The following is a 17,343-nucleotide window of genomic DNA, read 5'->3' as shown; positions in this document are numbered from 1 at the left end:
ATCTATAAATTTCACAGGAAATCAAGCCTTCTTTTCTCTTCTTGGCGTCACCTTCATCGGTAACCCGCCCTCCGGCTGAGTGGTCAGTTTCTGCACGGGCCATGGCCTGGTCTGTCCCACCGTATCGAAGCGGTAGCGCGATAACAGCACCGCCAGCGCAATGACGCCCTCCTGCAGGGCGAAGCTTGCACCGATGCAGACGCGCGGCCCCGCGCCGAAGGGGAGATACTGGAAGCGGTCGATCTTGTCGCGATTTTCAGGGTAAAAACGCGCCGGAATGAAGGCTTCCGGATTCTCCCAGTAAAGCCGGTGGCGGTGGATCGTCCATGGCATGGCGAGCACCGTGGAGCCTTTCGGAATTTTCAGGTCGCGATACTGGTCATCCTCCACCGCCTCGCGGTTGATGGAAGGGGCGGGCGGATAAAGCCGCATCGCCTCCTCGAAAGCGGCGCGGGTGAAGGGCAGCTTCGCCAGCCAGTCCTGCGGCGGTAGCTCATAGCCGCCACCTGCAAAAAACGCATCGATTTCTGCCTCGACGATTTTGCGCTCGCCCGGTGCTTCGGCCAGAAGATAGAGCGTCCAGCCCAGCGCACGGGCTGTCGTCTCGTGTCCCGCGCCGATGAAGGTGATGATGTTGTCCTCGATCTCGGCTCGGGAGAGGCCTTCTGGCCCCTCGGTCTTTAAAAGCAAGGTGAGAAAATCATTTGGCACGTTCTCGCCCTTCGCCATCCGTGCTTTGCGCATGGCGACCGTATCGGTGACGATCTTGCGGAAGAAGGCGAGCGAGCGCCGCCCGCGCAACTGCGTGAAGCGTGGCAGCCAGGCCGGCGCACCCAGGAGATCGAGCGGATCGACACGGCCCATGGTTTCGAACAGATTGTCGATTTCCTTGGCGAATTGGCCGGGCTCGCCCGCAATCTCGCCGGAAAAGAGCGTCGCCGCCAGAATGTCATAGGTGAGAAGCGTCATGTCGCGGGCGACGTCGGTGACGAGGCCCGGCGTCGCATAGCGTTCCGCGAAGGCTTCGGAACGCTCCCGCATTGCCTCGGCGAAGCCATGGATATGGCGCGGTGTGAAGACGGGCGCCATCGCCTTGCGCGAGCGTTTCCAAACCTCGCCTTCCGCCGTCAACAGCCCGTCGCGCAGGATCGGCCGCAGAATGCGCTGGCGCACCGCTGCCATGCGGTAGTTCTTCGCATTATCCACCAGCACATGGCGGATCAGCCCGGGATCGTTGGCGATGATGGTATGGGTGCCGAGCCAGTCCACCGCCACCCATGGCTCATTGTAGGAAGGCTTGCCCCAGAGTTCGAGCGGGTTGCGATAGATGACGCGGATAAGCTCCAGCCGGCCGACCGGCTTCTCACGTGGGGTCGGCGCGGGCGGAATGAAGGGGTGGTCCCGGTCAGCCTTGCTGCATACGCCGCCCATCGTCATGTCGCTCATCAACAAATACTCCAGAGTTTAGCCGCCCTCTCGAGCCAATATAGTGACGCAACGGCGCTCCGGCCATGGAAGCGGCGATTTCCCCGCAAAATCGCCGCAAAGATTTGGAAAAACTGGCTTTAGCGCCTATATTGAAGCCATTCTCAGCGCGTGATTCGAGGGGCTTCCCGCGCTGTTCTTTTCGGCAGACAGACGAAAGTTTTCCATGAGCGAAATATCCGAGACGACACCGGAAGCAAACTCCGGCGCATCCTCCGAATATGGGGCTGATTCCATCAAGGTGCTCAAGGGGCTGGACGCGGTGCGCAAGCGCCCCGGCATGTATATCGGCGACACCGACGATGGTTCCGGCCTGCACCACATGGTCTACGAAGTGGTGGACAACGCCATCGACGAGGCGCTCGCCGGTCACGCCACGCTTGTCACCGTTACGCTCAATCCCGACGGCTCCTGCACCGTCACCGACAATGGCCGCGGCATTCCTACCGACATCCACCCCTCCGAGGGCGTGTCGGCGGCCGAAGTGATCATGACGCAGCTCCATGCCGGCGGCAAGTTCGACCAGAACTCCTACAAGGTCTCGGGCGGCCTGCACGGCGTCGGCGTCTCCGTGGTCAATGCGCTTTCGGTCTGGCTCAAGCTCAAGATCCGCCGCAAGGGTAAGCTCCATGAGATGAGCTTCACCCATGGCGTGCCGGACGCGCCGCTCGCCGTCACCGGCGATGCCGGCGATGAGACGGGAACGGAAGTCACCTTCCTGCCCTCGACCGAGACCTTCACCATGGTCGAGTTCGATTACGAGACGCTGGAGCGCCGCCTGCGAGAGCTCGCTTTCCTCAATTCCGGCGTGCGCATCAAGCTGACCGACCGCCGCCATGCGGATATCAAGGAGCAGGAACTGTTTTATGAGGGCGGTCTCACCGAGTTCGTCCGCCACGTCGACACCGGCAAGAATTCAGTCATCGGTGACCCGATCTATATCCGTAGCGAAAAGGATGGCATGACCGTCGAGGTCGCCATGTGGTGGAACGATTCCTACCACGAGAAGGTGTTGTGTTTCACCAACAACATCCCGCAGCGCGATGGCGGCACGCACCTCGCCGGCTTCCGCGGCGCGCTGACCCGTCAAGTGACGGGCTATGCGGAAAGCTCGGGCCTCACCAAGAAGGAAAAAGTCTCGCTCATCGGCGACGATTGCCGCGAGGGGCTGACTGCCATTCTGTCGGTGAAGGTGCCGGACCCGAAATTTTCGTCGCAGACCAAGGACAAGCTTGTCTCCTCGGAAGTGCGTCCCGTCGTGGAAAGCTGCGTCAACGAGGCCTTGTCGATCTGGCTGGAGGAGCATCCGGCCCAGGGCAAGATCGTGGTGGAAAAGGTCATCCAGGCCGCCGCCGCCCGTGAGGCCGCGCGCAAGGCCCGCGACATCACCCGCAAGAACAATCTGAGCGTGACCTCTTTGCCCGGCAAGCTTGCCGACTGCCAGGAGCGCGACCCGGCCAAGTCCGAGCTCTTCATCGTCGAGGGTGACTCGGCGGGCGGCTCGGCCAAGGGCGGGCGCTCGCGCCAGAACCAGGCGATCCTGCCGCTGCGCGGCAAGATATTGAATGTCGAGCGGGTGCGCTTTGACCGGATGCTTTCGTCGGACCAGATCGGCACGCTGATCACCGCGCTTGGCACCTCCATCGGCAAGGATGAGTTCAATCCGGACAAGCTGCGCTATCACAAGATCATCATCATGACCGACGCCGACGTGGACGGCGCGCATATCCGCACCCTGTTGCTCACCTTCTTCTTCCGGCAGATGCCGGAGCTGATCGAGCGCGGCCATCTCTATATCGCCCAGCCGCCGCTCTATAAGGTGACGCGCGGCAAGTCCTCGCAATATATCAAGAACGAAGAGGCCTTCGAGGAATATCTGATCGAATCCGGGCTGGAAGAGGCCACGCTGGCGCTCGCCAATGGCGAGGTACGGGCGAGGGCCGATCTGCGGGCGATCATCGATGACGCGCTGATGGTGCGCCAGCTGCTGAATGGCCTGCACACGCGCTATAACCGCAGCGTTGTGGAGCAGGCGGTCATCGCTGGGGCGCTCAATCCGGAGGCGGCGAGCGATCCGGAGCGGGCGGAGCAGGCGGCCCGGACCATCGCGCAACGTCTCGACCTCATCGCCGAGGAAACGGAGCGCGGCTGGACCGGGCATGTCACGGCGGAAGGCTATCGCTTCGAGCGGATGCTGCGCGGCGTCAAGGACGTCACCACCCTCGACATGGCCCTGCTCGGTTCCGCCGATGCGCGCCAGCTCGACCGTTTTGCTGCGCGTTTGGGCGAAATCTATGCCGCGCCACCGACGCTGCGCCGCAAGGACAGGAGCGATGTGGTCTCCGGGCCGCTCGCGCTGCTCGAAGCCGTCTTTGCCGCGGGCCGCAAGGGCCTTACCATGCAGCGCTACAAAGGCCTGGGTGAGATGAACGCCGAGCAACTGTGGGAGACGACGCTCGACCCGCATGCCCGCTCGCTGTTGCAGGTCAAGGTTTCCGATGCGACCGATGCGGATTCTCTCTTCAGCCGCCTCATGGGCGACAATGTCGAGCCGCGCCGCGAGTTCATCCAGGAAAACGCGCTGAGCGTGGCTAATCTGGACGTGTAACCGGCTTTTCCGCCGAAAATTCTCGAAATGAAGGCCCGAGGGTGCTGCCGCATCCTCGGGCCTTCATGCATTCGCGATTGACAAGCAAGGTTTGTACCAGTTTTGTAACGCCGGGGAGAGCTGTGTTCCAAGGGGGAGAAAAAACGTAAACGCCATGGCACTGTCGCCAAAGCTCGATTTGCGCCAATCGCAATCGCTGGTCATGACGCCGCAGCTGATGCAATCCATCCGGCTGCTGCAGATGACTCATATCGAGCTTGAGCATTTCATCGATCTGGAAATCGAGAAGAACCCACTGCTTGAGCGCGTTGACGAGGCGGAGGGCATAGAGGCTGGTGACGCCGAGATACCCCGGCGCGAGGAGCCTGGCGAAGCGGGCGATTGGCTGGAAGAGACCGGCGCGCCGGACGCCGGCGTCATCGCCGAGGCCTATGACGCCTCCATGGAAAATGTCTTTCCGGACGATCCCGGCCGCTATGACGAAATCGCGCCGGACCTTGCCTCACAATGGAAATCCGCCGGCGGATACGGCTATGCCTCCACCGGCGAAGGCTTCGATATCGAGCAGGTGACGGCGCGCCGCCTTTCCTTGCGGGAACATGTTGAAGAGCAGATACTCTTCACCCTGCGCGATCCCGCTGAGCGGCTTATCGCCTCGGACCTTGCCGATCATCTCGATGAGCTGGGTTATCTGCGCGCCGATCTTGCTGACGTGGCCGTGCGCCTCGGGGTGGCGCTGCCGCGCGTCGAGCGGGTCCTCGCCGTCCTGCAAGGCTTCGATCCGCCGGGGTTATTCGCCCGCGATCTCGCCGAATGCCTGGGACTCCAGCTCAAGGAAAAGGACCGCTTCGATCCGGCCATGCAGGCGCTCGTCGCCAATCTCGAATTGCTGGCAAAGCGGGATTTCCAGTCTTTGAAGAGGCTTTGCGGGGTCGATGAGCAGGACCTTCTCGACATGCTGGCAGAAATTCGTCTGCTCGACCCCAAGCCGGGCGCTCTCTTTTCGGCAGGTGCGGCGGAAGCCATCGTGCCCGACATTCACGTTCTGCCCGCCCCCGACGGGAGCTGGGAGATCGAGCTCAACCCCGCCGCCCTGCCGCGTGTGCTGGTCAACCATGATTATTATACGGTCGTGGCGCGCGGCGCCGGGCCGCAGGACAAGGATTTTCTCGCCGATTGCCTGCAGACCGCCAACTGGTTGACGCGCAGTCTCGACCAGCGGGCGCGCACAATCCTCAAAGTGGCCCGCGAGATCGTGCGCCGGCAGGACGGCTTTTTCACCCACGGCATTTCGCATCTCAGGCCGCTCAATCTGCGCATGGTCGCCGACGCCATTCAGATGCATGAATCGACGGTGAGCCGTGTCACCGCCAACAAATATATGCTGACGCCGCGCGGCGTTTTCGAATTGCGCTATTTCTTCACCGCCGCCATCGCTTCGGCGGAGGAGGGCTGCGACGCGCACTCGTCCGAGGCAGTGCGCCATCAGATCCGCCGGTTGATAGAGCGGGAGACCCCCGATTCGATATTGTCGGACGACGCCATTGTCGATATCCTCAACCGCGAAGGTGTGAACATTGCCCGGCGCACCGTCGCCAAATACCGGGAAGCGATGAGCATTCCCTCATCGATCCAGCGGCGCCGGGAGAAGAAGGCGCTCGCCGCGGTCAGGTAAGCGGGATAGGGTCCCGAAAAGTTGATGGACTTTTCAACTGCAGCCAGGGAAGGAGGCCGTTAAGGTTTCCTTAAGTTTGAATTGACTTTCCCAATGTCAACAAATAGAAGCCCGCTCGCGTGATGACACGCGGCATGTCCTCGCTCGGCAGGTTGCGGTGAGGAAAGATTGCACGCAGTGGTGGCTTGATGCATGATGCCGGAAGCGCAGCTTTTGGAGAAGATCATGCGGATAATGTCGGAACGGGAAAGTTGATCGCATGATCCGGGCATGAAGGTGCCGGATCGCTTTGCTCACACCGCGCCTTGTGGTTAGATGTGACACGAGGTGAAACGCAAACGAGGCATAACCACATGAGTCTGCGCGTATCTGGCAAGCATATGGACATCGGCGATGCGTTCCGCATCCGGATCGAGGAGCGGATCGGCGAGGCAGTCGGCAAATATTTCGACGGCGGCTATTCCGGTCATGTCACGGTGGTCAAATCCGGCTCCCGCTTTTCGGCGGACTGCTTGCTACACCTGGACACTGGTGCGACGCTGCAGACCACTGGCGAGGCGCAGGATCCGCAACTGGCCTTCGACGCCGCCGCCGACCGGATCGAGACGCGCCTGCGCCGCTACAAGCGGCGGCTGAAGTCGCATCAGGTCGCCAACAGCAATATTGCGCATGACGACGTCGCCTATCGGGTGATGGCGCCCGTGCCTGATGATGACGATGTGGAAATCCCGCAGGATTATGCGCCGACCATCGTTGCCGAGACCTCCGTGTCCCTGCGCACCATGAGTGTCGCCAATGCGGTGGTTGAGCTCGATTTGAAGGACAGCCCGGTGCTTGTGTTCCGCAATGCCGGCAATGATCAGGTCAATATTGTCTACCGCCGGGCCGATGGAAACATCGGCTGGATCGATCCTTCGGCGGTGAAGGGACAGAAAATGTCCCATTCTTGAGCGTGAGCCGAACCGAAGTCGGCAGCGGCGTTATGTTGCGGACTTTGGAACGGTGTTATGCGCCTGAATGAGCCATTCTGGCGCGATTGGTGGGGCGCGGCGCACTGTTTGATCGGTGCCGGCCTCGAGGGGTTTCCGCATTGTTCGGGGTACGCGGAGGCTTATATAGAGCGGGGGTCGTGAGGCCCCGCAGAAGAAGGAATGGAGAGAATGGATCTTAGCGATCTGATTCAGCCGGCGGCGATTCTGCCGGCGCTGAAAGCGGGCTCCAAAAAACAATTGTTGCAGATCATGGCCGAGAAGGCCGCTGAACTGACAGGTCTCCCCGAACGTGAGATATTCGATACCGTCCTGCAGCGGGAGCGTCTCGGCTCCACGGGCGTGGGCAACGGCATCGCCATTCCCCACGGCAAGCTTCCCAGCGTCAGGCGCATCACGGGTATCTTCGCCCGTCTCGATAATCCCGTGGATTTCGAGGCACTGGACGATCAGCCCGTCGATATCGTTTTCCTGCTGCTTGCGCCTGAAAATGCAGGCGCCGATCACCTGAAGGCGCTGTCGCGCATCGCCCGTCTGCTGCGTGATCCCGATGTGGTGATGAAGCTGCGCGGCACCCATGACGCGCAGGCGCTCTACGCTTTTCTGACGACGCAACCGACGTCGCATGCTGCTTAAGGGAATAGGGGAGTAAGGGAATAGGGAATTTGCCTCCCTTTATTCCGGCAAGGAGGGGGAGAAGGCAACCAGGCAGCATACTGCCCTATTCCCTTACTCCCCTACTCCCTTTTTACTGCAGCATCACCGTCCGCAATTCATGCTCCTGCGCGCCGGCCAGAATATTGGCGCGGGCGTCGGAAAGAACGATAGGCGCGCCATCGGCGCCGAAGAGAGCCCAGAGTTCCAGCCCCGGAGCCATGGGCGGCAGGGCAGGGAAGCTGCGCGCAAGATCATCGGTGCGCATCTTGCGCATATAGGCGACTTCACCCGCGCCCAGATGTGCGAATTCAGCTTCCGTGAAAATTTGCTTTTGAGTGGTCATTTAAGCCTCCATCCTGACAAGCCGTGGCCGACCTTGCCTTGAGAGCTGAGCATGATCCCAAAAAGTTGCAGACTTTTTGGATAAGATCATACGACTGAAGCGATGCACGATCCCGAAGTCACAGGCTATTTGGATGGGACCATGCGGCCAAATTAAGATCGAGTAGCCTTCTCAATCCTGCACGCTGATATCGATACGCTTGACGAGGCGTTCCGGTTCCGGACGATCGAGATCAATCGAGAGCAATCCGTTCTTGAGTTGCGCCGAAATTACCCGCATTCCGTCTGCCAGCACGAAGACGCGCTGGAATTGGCGCGCCGCGATGCCGCGATGCAGAAATTCGCGTTCCTCTTCGTCGGTCTGCCGTCCGCGAATGACAAGCTGGTTGTCCTCGGTGGTGACTTCCAGATCGCTGTCGGAAAAGCCCGCCACCGCAAGGGTGATCCGCAGCCGCTCATGGCCGGAATTGGTGCGCAGGCGCTCGATATTGTAGGGCGGATATCCGTCGCCGGATTTTGCGATTCGCTCCAGGGTTTTTTCCATCGTGTCGAACCCGAGCAGAAGCGGGCTCGAGAACGGCGTCATGCGTGTCATGTTCAGTCCTCGTCAAAGCGACCGTTACCCAGCAAGTCCAGGAAAAGTGTGAGGGTTTTTCCGTCCGGACCTGCGTGAGAATTTTGGAAGAACCCGTTTCGGCATTTCTTCCTTGCCTTGAGATATGGTCCGTGAAATCCGTCTGTTCAAGAGCAGAATCGGATTCCTGCCCGCTGGGTTCTCCATCTGGGCCGTTTTCCCTCGTCTACGATAAGGAATGGTTACGCAAATGGCGCGCAAGATCATCATCGACACCGACCCCGGCCAGGACGACGCGCTGGCGATCCTGCTGGCGCTGGCAAGCCCGGAACTCGATGTCCTCGGCATCACCGTCGTGGCGGGCAATGTGCCGCTGGCTCTCACCGAGAAAAACGCGCGCAAGATCTGCGAACTGGCGGGCCGGACGGACGTGAAAGTCTATGCAGGCGCCGCGCAGCCGCTGATGCGCCGGCTGGTGACAGCGGAGCATGTGCATGGCCGCACCGGCCTCGACGGCCCGGACCTGCCCGAGCCCCAAATGCCCCTTCAGCCGCAGCACGCCGTCGATTTCCTCATCGAGACAATTCAGAGCGAGGAACCGGGCAGCGTCACGCTCTGCCCCATCGGCCCGCTCACCAATATCGCGCAGGCGCTGATCCGCACGCCCGAAATCGCGCCGCGCATCCGCGAGATCGTGCTGATGGGCGGCGGCTTCTTCGAGGGCGGCAACATCACCCCCGCCGCCGAATTCAACATCTATGTCGACCCGGAAGCGGCAAAGGTCGTCTTCGCCTCCGGCGTACCCATCGTCATGATGCCGCTCGACGTCACCCACAAGGCGTTGACGACAGCGAAGCGCATCGACCGCTTCCGCGCCATGGGCAGCCGCGCGGGCGATGCCTGCGTCGCGCTGCTTGAATTCTTCGAGCGCTTCGACGAGGCGAAGTACGGCAGCGATGGCGGTCCGCTGCACGACCCCAACGTCATCGCCTATCTCCTGAAACCGGAGCTCTATTCCGGCCGCAGCTGCAATGTCGAAATCGAGACGCAGTCGGAACTGACCTTGGGCATGACGGTGGTCGATTGGTGGGGCGTCACGGGCCGTGCCAACAACGCGCTCGTCATGCGCGACGTGGACCATGACGGATTCTTCGCACTGCTGACGGAGCGGATTGGGCGGTTGTAGCGGTTGGCGCTTACCCCGGCAACTCCCACGCCAGCGGAATAGCCGGCTGCGCCCCAGGCTTGAGGCATGCAATGGAAGCCGCAATTGCCGCGCGGCAGCAGGCGGCTTCGAGTTCCAGACCCATGTCCAGTCCGGCGGAAAGATAGCCGCAGAAGGTGTCGCCCGCCCCCACCGTATCGATCGGCGTAACCGGATAGGCGGGGACGGCGAATTGCCGGTCGGGCGTGGCGACGCGCAGCCCCTCCGCGCCGAGCGTCACGATGACCGTGCGCCCCGTCCTGCCCGCGAAACCCGCCATCCGGGCCTCGCGGTCAGTACCCTCGAGCTTCAGCCGATCCGCAGCAAGGTCGAATTCCGTCTCATTGGCAATCACGATATCGGCGAGCGGCAGCAAATCAGCCGCTTCGTTCTGCCAAGGGGCGGTATTGAGGATGGAAACCGTGCCGCTCGCCCGTGCCGCTTCCAGCGCAGCCTTGACGAGAGGCAGCGGGATTTCATGCTGGAGCAGCAAATGCCCGCCGGAAAGGCCCGCGCCATCCACATCGTCTTGCGAGATCGTGCCGTTCGCGCCCGGCACCACGACGATCACATTCTCGCCCGACGCCTCGACGGTGATGAGCGCGACGCCCGTCTCGCCATCGGTCTTGCGCACGCGGGAAAGATCGACGCCGCCTTCCTCAAGAAGCGCGAGCGCTTCCGACGCGAAGGCGTCAGTGCCCACTGCGCCGATCATGCGCACCTGCCCGCCCGCCCTTGCGGCAGCCAGCGCTTGATTCGCCCCCTTGCCGCCCGGCGCGGTCTGAAAAGCGGAGCCGGTCACCGTTTCACCGGGCTTCGGCAATTGCGCAGTCCGGGCGATGAGATCGAGATTGATGGAGCCGATAACGGTGATCATGGAAATTCCTGCTGCGAGATGATGGAAGCCATATACAGGCTATCGGCGCCAAATGGCCAGAGATCAGCGTCCCTTCGCGGTCGCGAGCGCCTGCGCAAATGCCGTGGCGAAGCTTTCGCGGTCATCGGGATTGAGGAAGGAGCCGATCGCGACCCGCCGCCCTTCGCCTTCGACATTCATGGCGGTGATGCCGATTTCCACATGCCGCGAGACGCGGAAGCGCGCCCAGAACGGGTTGAAGCGATGCTCGCGCGTTCGCCCCGATGGCGCCACCTGCCGGATGTCGAGCGCAGTGCGCGACACCGATATCTCCTCCCGCGCCCGCCCCGCCCGATAATTCCAGCGGAAGGCGAGATAGACGAGCAGCACGTCCAGGCCGAAAAAGCCGAACACCGGCCACGCGCCGATGGAGAGAAACAGAATGCCGGTGAATATCCATCCGGCAAGAAGCACCGCCATCAGAACCAGAAAGCCGGTGCGCCCAAGCGAGCGGTGCGGCACCAGCAGCGCCCGGAAGAAAGGCGCGTCGTTCGCATCAGGACTTGCACCGTCAGGGTGGCTCATTTCACTCTGCTTCCTTGCCGCGCAGGGAGGTGGACGAGTATAGAGGGGACATGGAAAACACCAAAATCAAATCGGCGGAAAAGGCCGTCGCAAGGCGTCCGGCCCGCGTGGCGGGAACGCTCTATACCAAGGCGGAAATTCACGAGATTTTCCGCCGCTTTTCAGTCCAGCGCCCTGAGCCGAAGGGCGAGCTGGAATATGTGAACCCCTTCACCCTTCTCGTCGCCGTGGTGCTCTCCGCGCAGGCGACGGATGTGGGCGTCAACAAGGCGACGCGCCCGCTCTTCGCCATCGCCGACACGCCGCAGAAGATGCTGGCGCTCGGCGAGGCGAAGGTCGGCGAATATATCAAGACCATCGGCCTCTGGCGCAACAAGGCGAAGAATGTCGTCGCCCTCTCGGAAGCGCTGATTCGTGATCATGGCGGCGAGGTGCCTGATAATCGCGACGATCTCGTCAAGCTTCCGGGCGTCGGGCGCAAGACCGCCAATGTGGTCCTCAACGTCGCCTTCGGCCAGCCCGCCATGGCGGTCGATACCCACATCTTCCGCATCGGCAACCGCATCGGCCTTGCGCCGGGGAAAACCCCTGAAGCGGTCGAGGACAAGCTCATGCGGGTGGTGCCGAAGGAATATTTCCTCCACGCCCACCATTGGCTGATCCTGCATGGCCGCTATGTATGCAAGGCACGCAAGCCCGAATGCGAAGAATGCATCATCGCCGACCTCTGCAAGGCAGCGGTGAAAACCACCGATATCCCCGCGCCGCTGGTGGAATTACCTCCGAACGTCGTCGGCTAGCCCGTCGAGCAAAGCCGCAATCGCCGCTTCATAATCCTGGCGGCTACCGCCATGCTCTATTGCAAGCGCCGCCCGGTCGAAGGCGGCGGAGATGAGCGTCGTCAGCGGGTCGAGGAGGGGAAGGAGTTTCGACCCGGCCAGCAGTTCCGCGAGTCCCGTCTTGAGGCTCGCTTCCGCCGGGTCGTCCGACAGCAAGGCGAGCGCTTCGCGCAGCAAAAGCCTGGTCCTGCCCGGCACGGCCATGGCGTCGAAATAGGCGGATGCGCCATCGAGCAAAGCCGCGCGGGGAGAGGACGCATCGGCGGAACGCGCCTCGATAGCTGCAGCGACGGCGGCAGTCTCCCGCTCGATGACCGCCACGAACAGCGCCCGCTTGTCCTCGAAATGATGATAGAGCGCCCCTCGCGTCACCTTTGCCGCCGCGACGATATCGGGCGTCGCGGTCTCAGCATATCCCTTCTCGACGAAGAGCGTCCTAGCCGCATCCAGAAGCGCTATGCGGGTGGCCTCGGTGCGTTCGCGGTTGCTGCGGGGCATTGTCTGATCCTCCCTTTACATACATTCAGAATGTATCTACAAAAACATACAGACTGACTGTATCCTCGAAGCCCTAGGAGGGAAAGCCATGAAAGCGACCAGCTATTATCCCGTCATCATGACCGGCGACGTTGCCGGAACTGCGGCCTTTTACGTCGAGCATTTCGGCTTCGAGCCGCTCTTCTCCGCCGGCTGGTATGTCCATCTGCAATCGAAGGAAAACGCGCATGTGACGCTGGCAATTCTCGACGGTGCGCACGAGACCATCCCGTACGCGAGCCGCGGCAAAATATCCGGCCTGCTGCTCAATTTCGAGGTGGAGGATGTGGATGCGGTCTATGAACGGCTGAAAGCGGCCGGCCTTCCGATCCGGCTCGACCTGCGCGACGAGGATTTCGGCCAGCGTCATTTCATCACGACCGACCCGAACGGCGTGCTCATCGACATCATCAAGCCGATTCCGCCGAGCGCCGAATTCGCCAGCCTCTACGACGCTTCGGCGTTGCCGGTCTAGCTATAGCGCGCCATGATCGCGGCGAAGATCGGTATCAGCGCGAAGAGGACGATCTGCGCCTTGAGGAACGGGCGCGCGGCGGCAAGTTCAGCGTCAGGCACGACATAGGTCCCGCCGGAGGCTGCGCGGCTCCACCGCAGGATACGCATTGTCGGCTTGATCGACAGGAGGCCGACAAGCGCGAAGGCGATCATCTTGCCCCAGAACGCATGGTTGGCAACGTAATATTCCCAGCCCTTGAGCCCGAAGATCACGCGGCAGATGCCGACGGCGAGAATGGCGATGGCCACCATGCCGTACATGCGGTCGACATGGGCGAGAATCTTGAGGTCGCGCCCGGAAAGCCCGCTGCGCATCAGCATGATCTCGCTGACGAGCGCCGCCGCGAGCATGAACATCAGCAAATGGTGCAGGATAGCAAGCAGCAGGTCCGTCAGCATGTTTCCCCCGATGCGTTGAGAATATGCATTCATGTAGCAGAAGCAGGCCCGCCGGCACAATTCAAGCGCGCCCGCCGATCTCCTTCACGGCAACCATTTTATAGAGATGTACCATCATCGCGGCGGCGAAGAGCGGCGTCAGAAGATTGACGATGGGGATGGCGAGGAAGGCGGCGATGATCAATCCCGCCAGAAACACGGTGACGGAATATTTGCTGCGCAGCGCCTTCGCCTCGTCAGGCGTGCGGAACCGCATCGCCGCGAATTCGAAATATTCCCGCCCCAGAAGATAGCCGTTGACGATGAAGAAGGCGATGAGATTGACGCCCGGCACCAGCAGCAGGAACAGAGCGAAAATGTTGCCGACGATGACGACGCCGAGAAATTTCAGCGAAAGCACCAGCGACTGTATCAAGGGCAGCGCCTGTCCGGGCGGATCGGCGGGATAATCCGTCCGCTCGATGGTTTCAGCCGCGTCGTCGAGGAACAGACCGGCGATCAAGGCGGTGATGGGCGCGATCAGCAGCGCCAGCCCGAGCGCGAGGCCGAGGCTGGCAAAGATCGCGCCGACCGTTCCGAGCCATCCCGCCCACTCGGGCAATCCGGGCAGCATCTGGCCGAGATAAGGCCACGCCAGATGGACAAAGAGCTGGCGCAGAACGATCCACAGCAGCACGAGGATGATGAGCGTCGCTCCCAGCGATTTCCACAGGAGCGAACGGAATGGCGGTGTGAAGAGGTGCCGCACCGCGGCGCTGGCCGCATCGAAAATCATATCGTTCCCCTTCCTCGAGCATGATCCGAAAAGTCGCAGCCTTCCAGGCAAGATCATGCCGGTTGCGCGGTTCAACACATAGGGTGGATGAAGGCCCAGGAAAAGGCTCGAGGCTAGCCAAGGGCGCCGCAAAGCGGTACATCACGGACTTCATGGCATGATTGCCGCTATCGTCAAACGCTGAGGGGCCGCTCGATTCCCATGTCCAAATTCGATGTTCTGTGCATCGGCAATGCGATTGTCGATATTATCGCGCGCACCGATGATGCCTTCCTAGTGAAGAACGCCATCATCAAGGGCGCGATGAACCTCATCGACGCGCCGCGTGCCGAATTGCTCTATGAGCGGATGGGCCCCGCGGTGGAAATGTCCGGCGGAAGCGCCGGCAACACCGCCGCCGGCGTCGCCAGCCTCGGCGGACGCGCCGCCTATTTCGGCAAGGTCGCGGCGGATCATCTTGGCCGGATTTTTACCCATGACATCCGCGCGCAAGGCGTTGTGTTCGACACTCGTCCGCTGGAAGACGGCGTTCCCACCGCCCGGTCGATGATTTTCGTGACCGCCGATGGCGAGCGCTCGATGAACACCTATCTCGGCGCCTGCGTCGAGCTCGGGCCGGAGGACGTCGAAAGCTCCAAGGTAGCCGAAGCCAAGGTCACCTATTTCGAGGGTTATCTCTGGGACCCGCCGCGCGCCAAGGAGGCGATCCGGCTGTCCGCCAAGCTCGCTCATGAGCATGGGCGCGAAGTGGCGATGACGCTTTCGGACCCCTTCTGCGTCGACCGCTATCGCGACGAGTTTCTGGAACTGATGCGCTCCGGCACGGTCGATATCGTCTTCGCCAACGAGGCGGAGCTGAAATCGCTTTACCAGACGGCATCCTTCGAGGCGGGTCTGGAAGCGATCCGTCAGGATTGCAAGCTCGCCGCAGTGACGCGCTCGGAAAAGGGCTCCGTCATCGTCTCGGGCGATGAAACCGTCGCCGTCCCCGCCATTGAACTGCGTGAACTCGTGGATACCACCGGTGCGGGCGATCTCTACGCCTCCGGTTTTCTTTATGGCTACACAAACGGCTATTCGCTGGAAAATTGCGCCCATCTGGGCTCGCTGGCAGCCGGCATCATTATACAGCAAATGGGCCCCCGCCCGCAATCGAGCCTGCGAGATGTGGCAGAGCAGAGGGGCCTGATAAAGGGAGTGACGGTGGAGGGGTAGGCTGCGTAAGGCGCCCTCCTTCCCCCTGGCGGGGAAGGTGTCTGCGGAGCAGACGGATGGGGGTGGTGACGTTTGCACTTTTGCTGGAGAGAGTGGCGTAAACATCACCACCCCCACCCGGCCCTTCAGGCCAACCCTCCCCGCAAGGGGGAGGGAGGGCGCGTATCGCCCCTTAAGCGTCCTTTTCCGCCTGCGGATCGACCGGTCCCGGCTCCGCTGGCGCCTCGGTCGCCGCCTGCTTCGGACCGCCGCGCGAGACGCCTACGAGCGCCGGCCGCAGCACGCGGTCGCCGATGACATACCCTGCCTGTACCACCTGCAGCACCGTGTTGTTCGGCACCTCGGCATTGGGGATTTCGAACATCGCCTGGTGGAAATGCGGGTCGAATTTCTGGCCCTCGGGCTCGATCTTCTTCACGCCATGGCGCTCCAGCGTGGAAAGCATGGCGCGTTCCGTCATCTCCACGCCTTCGGCGAGCGCCTTAAGGCCCGTATCGCCCGCCTCCAGCGCTTCTGCCGGAATAGCCTCCAGCGCGCGGGCCAGATTGTCCGACACAGCGAGCATGTCGCGCGCGAAATTGGTGACGGCGTAAGTCCTGGCGTCCTGCACATCGCGGGCGGTGCGCTTGCGCAAATTCTCCATGTCGGCGGCAAGCCGCAGGAGCTGGTCCTTCAATTCGCTGTTCTCAGCCTGAAGCTCCGCAACCGGGTCGGCCTCTGCTTCCGCTTCATCCTCCGCCGCTTCGGCTTTCGCCTCGGCCTTCCTGGATTTCAGGAAATCGTCGGCCGCGCGCTTCAGCGCATCGCGATCCCGGGGATTGTTGATGTCGCGCTGATGCAGATCGGCAGCCTCGTCCTTATGCTTCTCTTCAGCCATTCTCTTCTTCCGTTCTGAAAAATCGTCGTCGCCCGGATATCGAGCTTCATATTTTGAAAATCAAGTGCTTGTGAAGAAATGCATCATCTCGTGAGCTAGCGCAACAGCCGCGAAACGAGCTGCGCCGTGTAATCCACCATCGGCACGATGCGGGCATAGTTGAGCCGCGTCGGGCCGATGACGCCGAGAGCGCCCACCACCCGCTGCTCCGCGTCGCGATAGGGCGCGACGATGAGCGATGAGCCGGACAGCGAGAAGAGCTTGTTCTCCGAGCCGATGAAGATGCGCACGCCTGATCCTGCCTCGGCCAGTTCGAGGAGCTGGATCATGCCTTCCTTGGTTTCAAGATCGTCGAAGAGGTGCCGCAGCCGCTCGACATCCTCCTGCGCATGGATGTTTTCAAGAAGATTGGCGCGCCCGCGTACGATGAGCCGCGTCGGCTGGTCATTGCCGCCGCCGCTCCAGATCGCGAGGCCCTGCTCGACCAGATGCTGTGACAGCGTGTCGAGCTCCTGCTTCGTCTCCTCCTTGAGCCGCGCCAGCTCGCTGCGCGCTTCGGAGAGCGTGCGGCCCTGGATATGCGCGTTGAGGAAGTTGGATGCCTCGGCCAGTTGCGAGGCCGTCACGCCCGGGGGCAGCGAGATGATACGGTTTTCCACGTCGCCGCTTTGGGTGACGAGCACGGCGAGCGCCTGCGTCGGCTCCAGCCGCACGAATTCGATATGCTTGAGCGCGCCTTCCGCTTTGGTGGCGAGCACCAGCCCCGCGCCGCGCGACAGGCCGGAGAGGATCTGGCTCGCCTCGGTCAGCACTTTTTCCACTGAGTTGCCGCTGCCGGCGGCGCGCACCTGCGTCTCGATCGATTTGCGCTCGTCCGGCGGCAGGTCCCCCACCTCGAGAAACGCATCGACGAAGAAGCGTAAACCCAACTGCGTCGGCAGGCGCCCCGCCGAGACATGCGGCGCGTAGATGAGGCCTAATTGCTCCAGATCGCTCATCACATTGCGGATCGTCGCCGGCGACAGCGCCAGCGGCAGAAGACGGGAGAGATTGCGTGAACCGACCGGCTCGCCGTCGCCCAGATAGCTTTCCACGATGCGCCGGAAAATATCGCGCGAGCGCTGGTCGAGGGTCGCAAGTGTTTCGGGAACTGCTGCTTTCGTCATGTCCGTTGCACGGGCTCCATCAGGCCTGAATGGCTGAGTTGAAC

At 61.9% G+C, this 17,343-nt stretch carries 18 protein-coding genes; 8 read left to right on the top strand and 10 right to left on the bottom strand.

Features of this window, described 5'->3' with window-relative positions; all coding sequences use genetic code 11:
* Positions 1-21: 21 nt before the first annotated feature.
* Entirely contained in the window at positions 22-1,446 is a 1,425-nt protein-coding gene (locus ACOWVG_RS04205) for a cytochrome P450 (protein ID WP_420960257.1), read from the bottom strand.
* Between the two features lie 205 nt (positions 1,447-1,651).
* Here ACOWVG_RS04205 and gyrB point away from each other — a divergent pair, with 205 nt between their 5' ends.
* The 4 genes from gyrB (at position 1,652) to ptsN (ending at position 7,393) form a co-directional block, all read left to right on the top strand.
* Positions 1,652-4,093 carry a DNA topoisomerase (ATP-hydrolyzing) subunit B gene (gene gyrB, locus ACOWVG_RS04200; RefSeq protein ID WP_420960256.1) on the top strand — a complete coding sequence of 814 codons (2,442 nt, stop codon included), beginning with the start codon at positions 1,652-1,654 and terminating at the stop codon, positions 4,091-4,093.
* A gap of 154 nt (positions 4,094-4,247) precedes the next feature.
* Positions 4,248-5,768, top strand: coding sequence for an RNA polymerase factor sigma-54 (gene rpoN / locus ACOWVG_RS04195; protein ID WP_420960255.1), 1,521 nt, complete (start codon positions 4,248-4,250; stop codon positions 5,766-5,768).
* A 353-nt stretch (positions 5,769-6,121) separates the two neighbouring features.
* Positions 6,122-6,718, top strand: coding sequence for a ribosome hibernation-promoting factor, HPF/YfiA family (gene hpf, locus ACOWVG_RS04190; protein ID WP_420960254.1), 597 nt, complete (start codon positions 6,122-6,124; stop codon positions 6,716-6,718).
* A gap of 210 nt (positions 6,719-6,928) precedes the next feature.
* The gene (ptsN, locus tag ACOWVG_RS04185; protein WP_420960253.1) at positions 6,929-7,393 is read left to right on the top strand and encodes a PTS IIA-like nitrogen regulatory protein PtsN; all 465 of its coding nucleotides are present in this window, start codon (positions 6,929-6,931) and stop codon (positions 7,391-7,393) included.
* Between the two features lie 112 nt (positions 7,394-7,505).
* Here ptsN and ACOWVG_RS04180 read toward each other — a convergent pair whose 3' ends face one another.
* Both ACOWVG_RS04180 and ACOWVG_RS04175 read right to left on the bottom strand, forming a co-directional pair.
* Positions 7,506-7,757 (bottom strand): DUF1150 family protein, encoded by a 252-nt coding sequence (locus ACOWVG_RS04180; protein WP_188821018.1) that lies wholly within the window; start codon positions 7,755-7,757, stop codon positions 7,506-7,508.
* A 171-nt stretch (positions 7,758-7,928) separates the two neighbouring features.
* Positions 7,929-8,351: an Hsp20 family protein gene (locus tag ACOWVG_RS04175; RefSeq protein ID WP_420960252.1), complete on the bottom strand. Its 423-nt coding sequence runs from the start codon at positions 8,349-8,351 to the stop codon at positions 7,929-7,931.
* Positions 8,352-8,580: 229 nt separating this feature from the next.
* Here ACOWVG_RS04175 and ACOWVG_RS04170 point away from each other — a divergent pair, with 229 nt between their 5' ends.
* Positions 8,581-9,516 carry a nucleoside hydrolase gene (locus tag ACOWVG_RS04170; RefSeq protein ID WP_420960251.1) on the top strand — a complete coding sequence of 312 codons (936 nt, stop codon included), beginning with the start codon at positions 8,581-8,583 and terminating at the stop codon, positions 9,514-9,516.
* Between the two features lie 10 nt (positions 9,517-9,526).
* Here ACOWVG_RS04170 and ACOWVG_RS04165 read toward each other — a convergent pair whose 3' ends face one another.
* Both ACOWVG_RS04165 and ACOWVG_RS04160 read right to left on the bottom strand, forming a co-directional pair.
* Positions 9,527-10,411, bottom strand: a complete 885-nt coding sequence (locus ACOWVG_RS04165; RefSeq protein WP_420960250.1) for a ribokinase — start codon at positions 10,409-10,411, stop codon at positions 9,527-9,529.
* A 63-nt stretch (positions 10,412-10,474) separates the two neighbouring features.
* Positions 10,475-10,975 carry a DUF2244 domain-containing protein gene (locus ACOWVG_RS04160; protein ID WP_420960249.1) on the bottom strand — a complete coding sequence of 167 codons (501 nt, stop codon included), beginning with the start codon at positions 10,973-10,975 and terminating at the stop codon, positions 10,475-10,477.
* 50 nt (positions 10,976-11,025) lie between these two features.
* Between ACOWVG_RS04160 and nth the strand changes: the two genes are divergently transcribed.
* Complete coding sequence (gene nth, locus ACOWVG_RS04155; RefSeq protein WP_420960248.1) at positions 11,026-11,775, top strand: endonuclease III; 750 nt, start codon at positions 11,026-11,028, stop codon at positions 11,773-11,775.
* Here the strand turns inward: nth and ACOWVG_RS04150 are convergent.
* Positions 11,752-12,312 carry a TetR/AcrR family transcriptional regulator gene (locus tag ACOWVG_RS04150; RefSeq protein ID WP_420960247.1) on the bottom strand — a complete coding sequence of 187 codons (561 nt, stop codon included), beginning with the start codon at positions 12,310-12,312 and terminating at the stop codon, positions 11,752-11,754. The genes nth and ACOWVG_RS04150 overlap by 24 nt on opposite strands.
* Positions 12,313-12,400: 88 nt before the next feature.
* Between ACOWVG_RS04150 and ACOWVG_RS04145 the strand changes: the two genes are divergently transcribed.
* The gene (locus ACOWVG_RS04145) at positions 12,401-12,826 is read left to right on the top strand and encodes a VOC family protein (protein ID WP_420960246.1); all 426 of its coding nucleotides are present in this window, start codon (positions 12,401-12,403) and stop codon (positions 12,824-12,826) included.
* On the opposite strand, the gene ACOWVG_RS04140 is transcribed toward ACOWVG_RS04145, so the two are convergent.
* Together ACOWVG_RS04140 and ACOWVG_RS04135 are read right to left on the bottom strand one after the other, a co-directional pair.
* The gene (locus ACOWVG_RS04140) at positions 12,823-13,266 is read right to left on the bottom strand and encodes a DUF2214 family protein (protein ID WP_420960245.1); all 444 of its coding nucleotides are present in this window, start codon (positions 13,264-13,266) and stop codon (positions 12,823-12,825) included. The genes ACOWVG_RS04145 and ACOWVG_RS04140 overlap by 4 nt on opposite strands.
* 61 nt (positions 13,267-13,327) lie before the next feature.
* Positions 13,328-14,041 carry a sulfate transporter family protein gene (locus ACOWVG_RS04135; protein ID WP_420960244.1) on the bottom strand — a complete coding sequence of 238 codons (714 nt, stop codon included), beginning with the start codon at positions 14,039-14,041 and terminating at the stop codon, positions 13,328-13,330.
* Between the two features lie 201 nt (positions 14,042-14,242).
* On the opposite strand from ACOWVG_RS04135, the gene ACOWVG_RS04130 reads away from it, so the two are divergent.
* Positions 14,243-15,256: an adenosine kinase gene (locus ACOWVG_RS04130; RefSeq protein ID WP_420960243.1), complete on the top strand. Its 1,014-nt coding sequence runs from the start codon at positions 14,243-14,245 to the stop codon at positions 15,254-15,256.
* Between the two features lie 172 nt (positions 15,257-15,428).
* On the opposite strand, the gene grpE is transcribed toward ACOWVG_RS04130, so the two are convergent.
* Both grpE and hrcA read right to left on the bottom strand, forming a co-directional pair.
* On the bottom strand, positions 15,429-16,133 hold the full coding sequence (grpE, locus tag ACOWVG_RS04125) for a nucleotide exchange factor GrpE (protein WP_420960242.1): 705 nt from the start codon (positions 16,131-16,133) through the stop codon (positions 15,429-15,431).
* Between the two features lie 95 nt (positions 16,134-16,228).
* Entirely contained in the window at positions 16,229-17,299 is a 1,071-nt protein-coding gene (gene hrcA, locus ACOWVG_RS04120) for a heat-inducible transcriptional repressor HrcA (protein WP_420960241.1), read from the bottom strand.
* Between the last annotated feature and the right edge of the window lie 44 nt (positions 17,300-17,343).

It is taken from the genome of Brucella sp. IR073, from assembly GCF_049065735.1.
GTDB lineage: Bacteria > Pseudomonadota > Alphaproteobacteria > Rhizobiales > Rhizobiaceae > Paramesorhizobium.
This window is presented reverse-complemented; position numbering and strand designations above follow the sequence as displayed.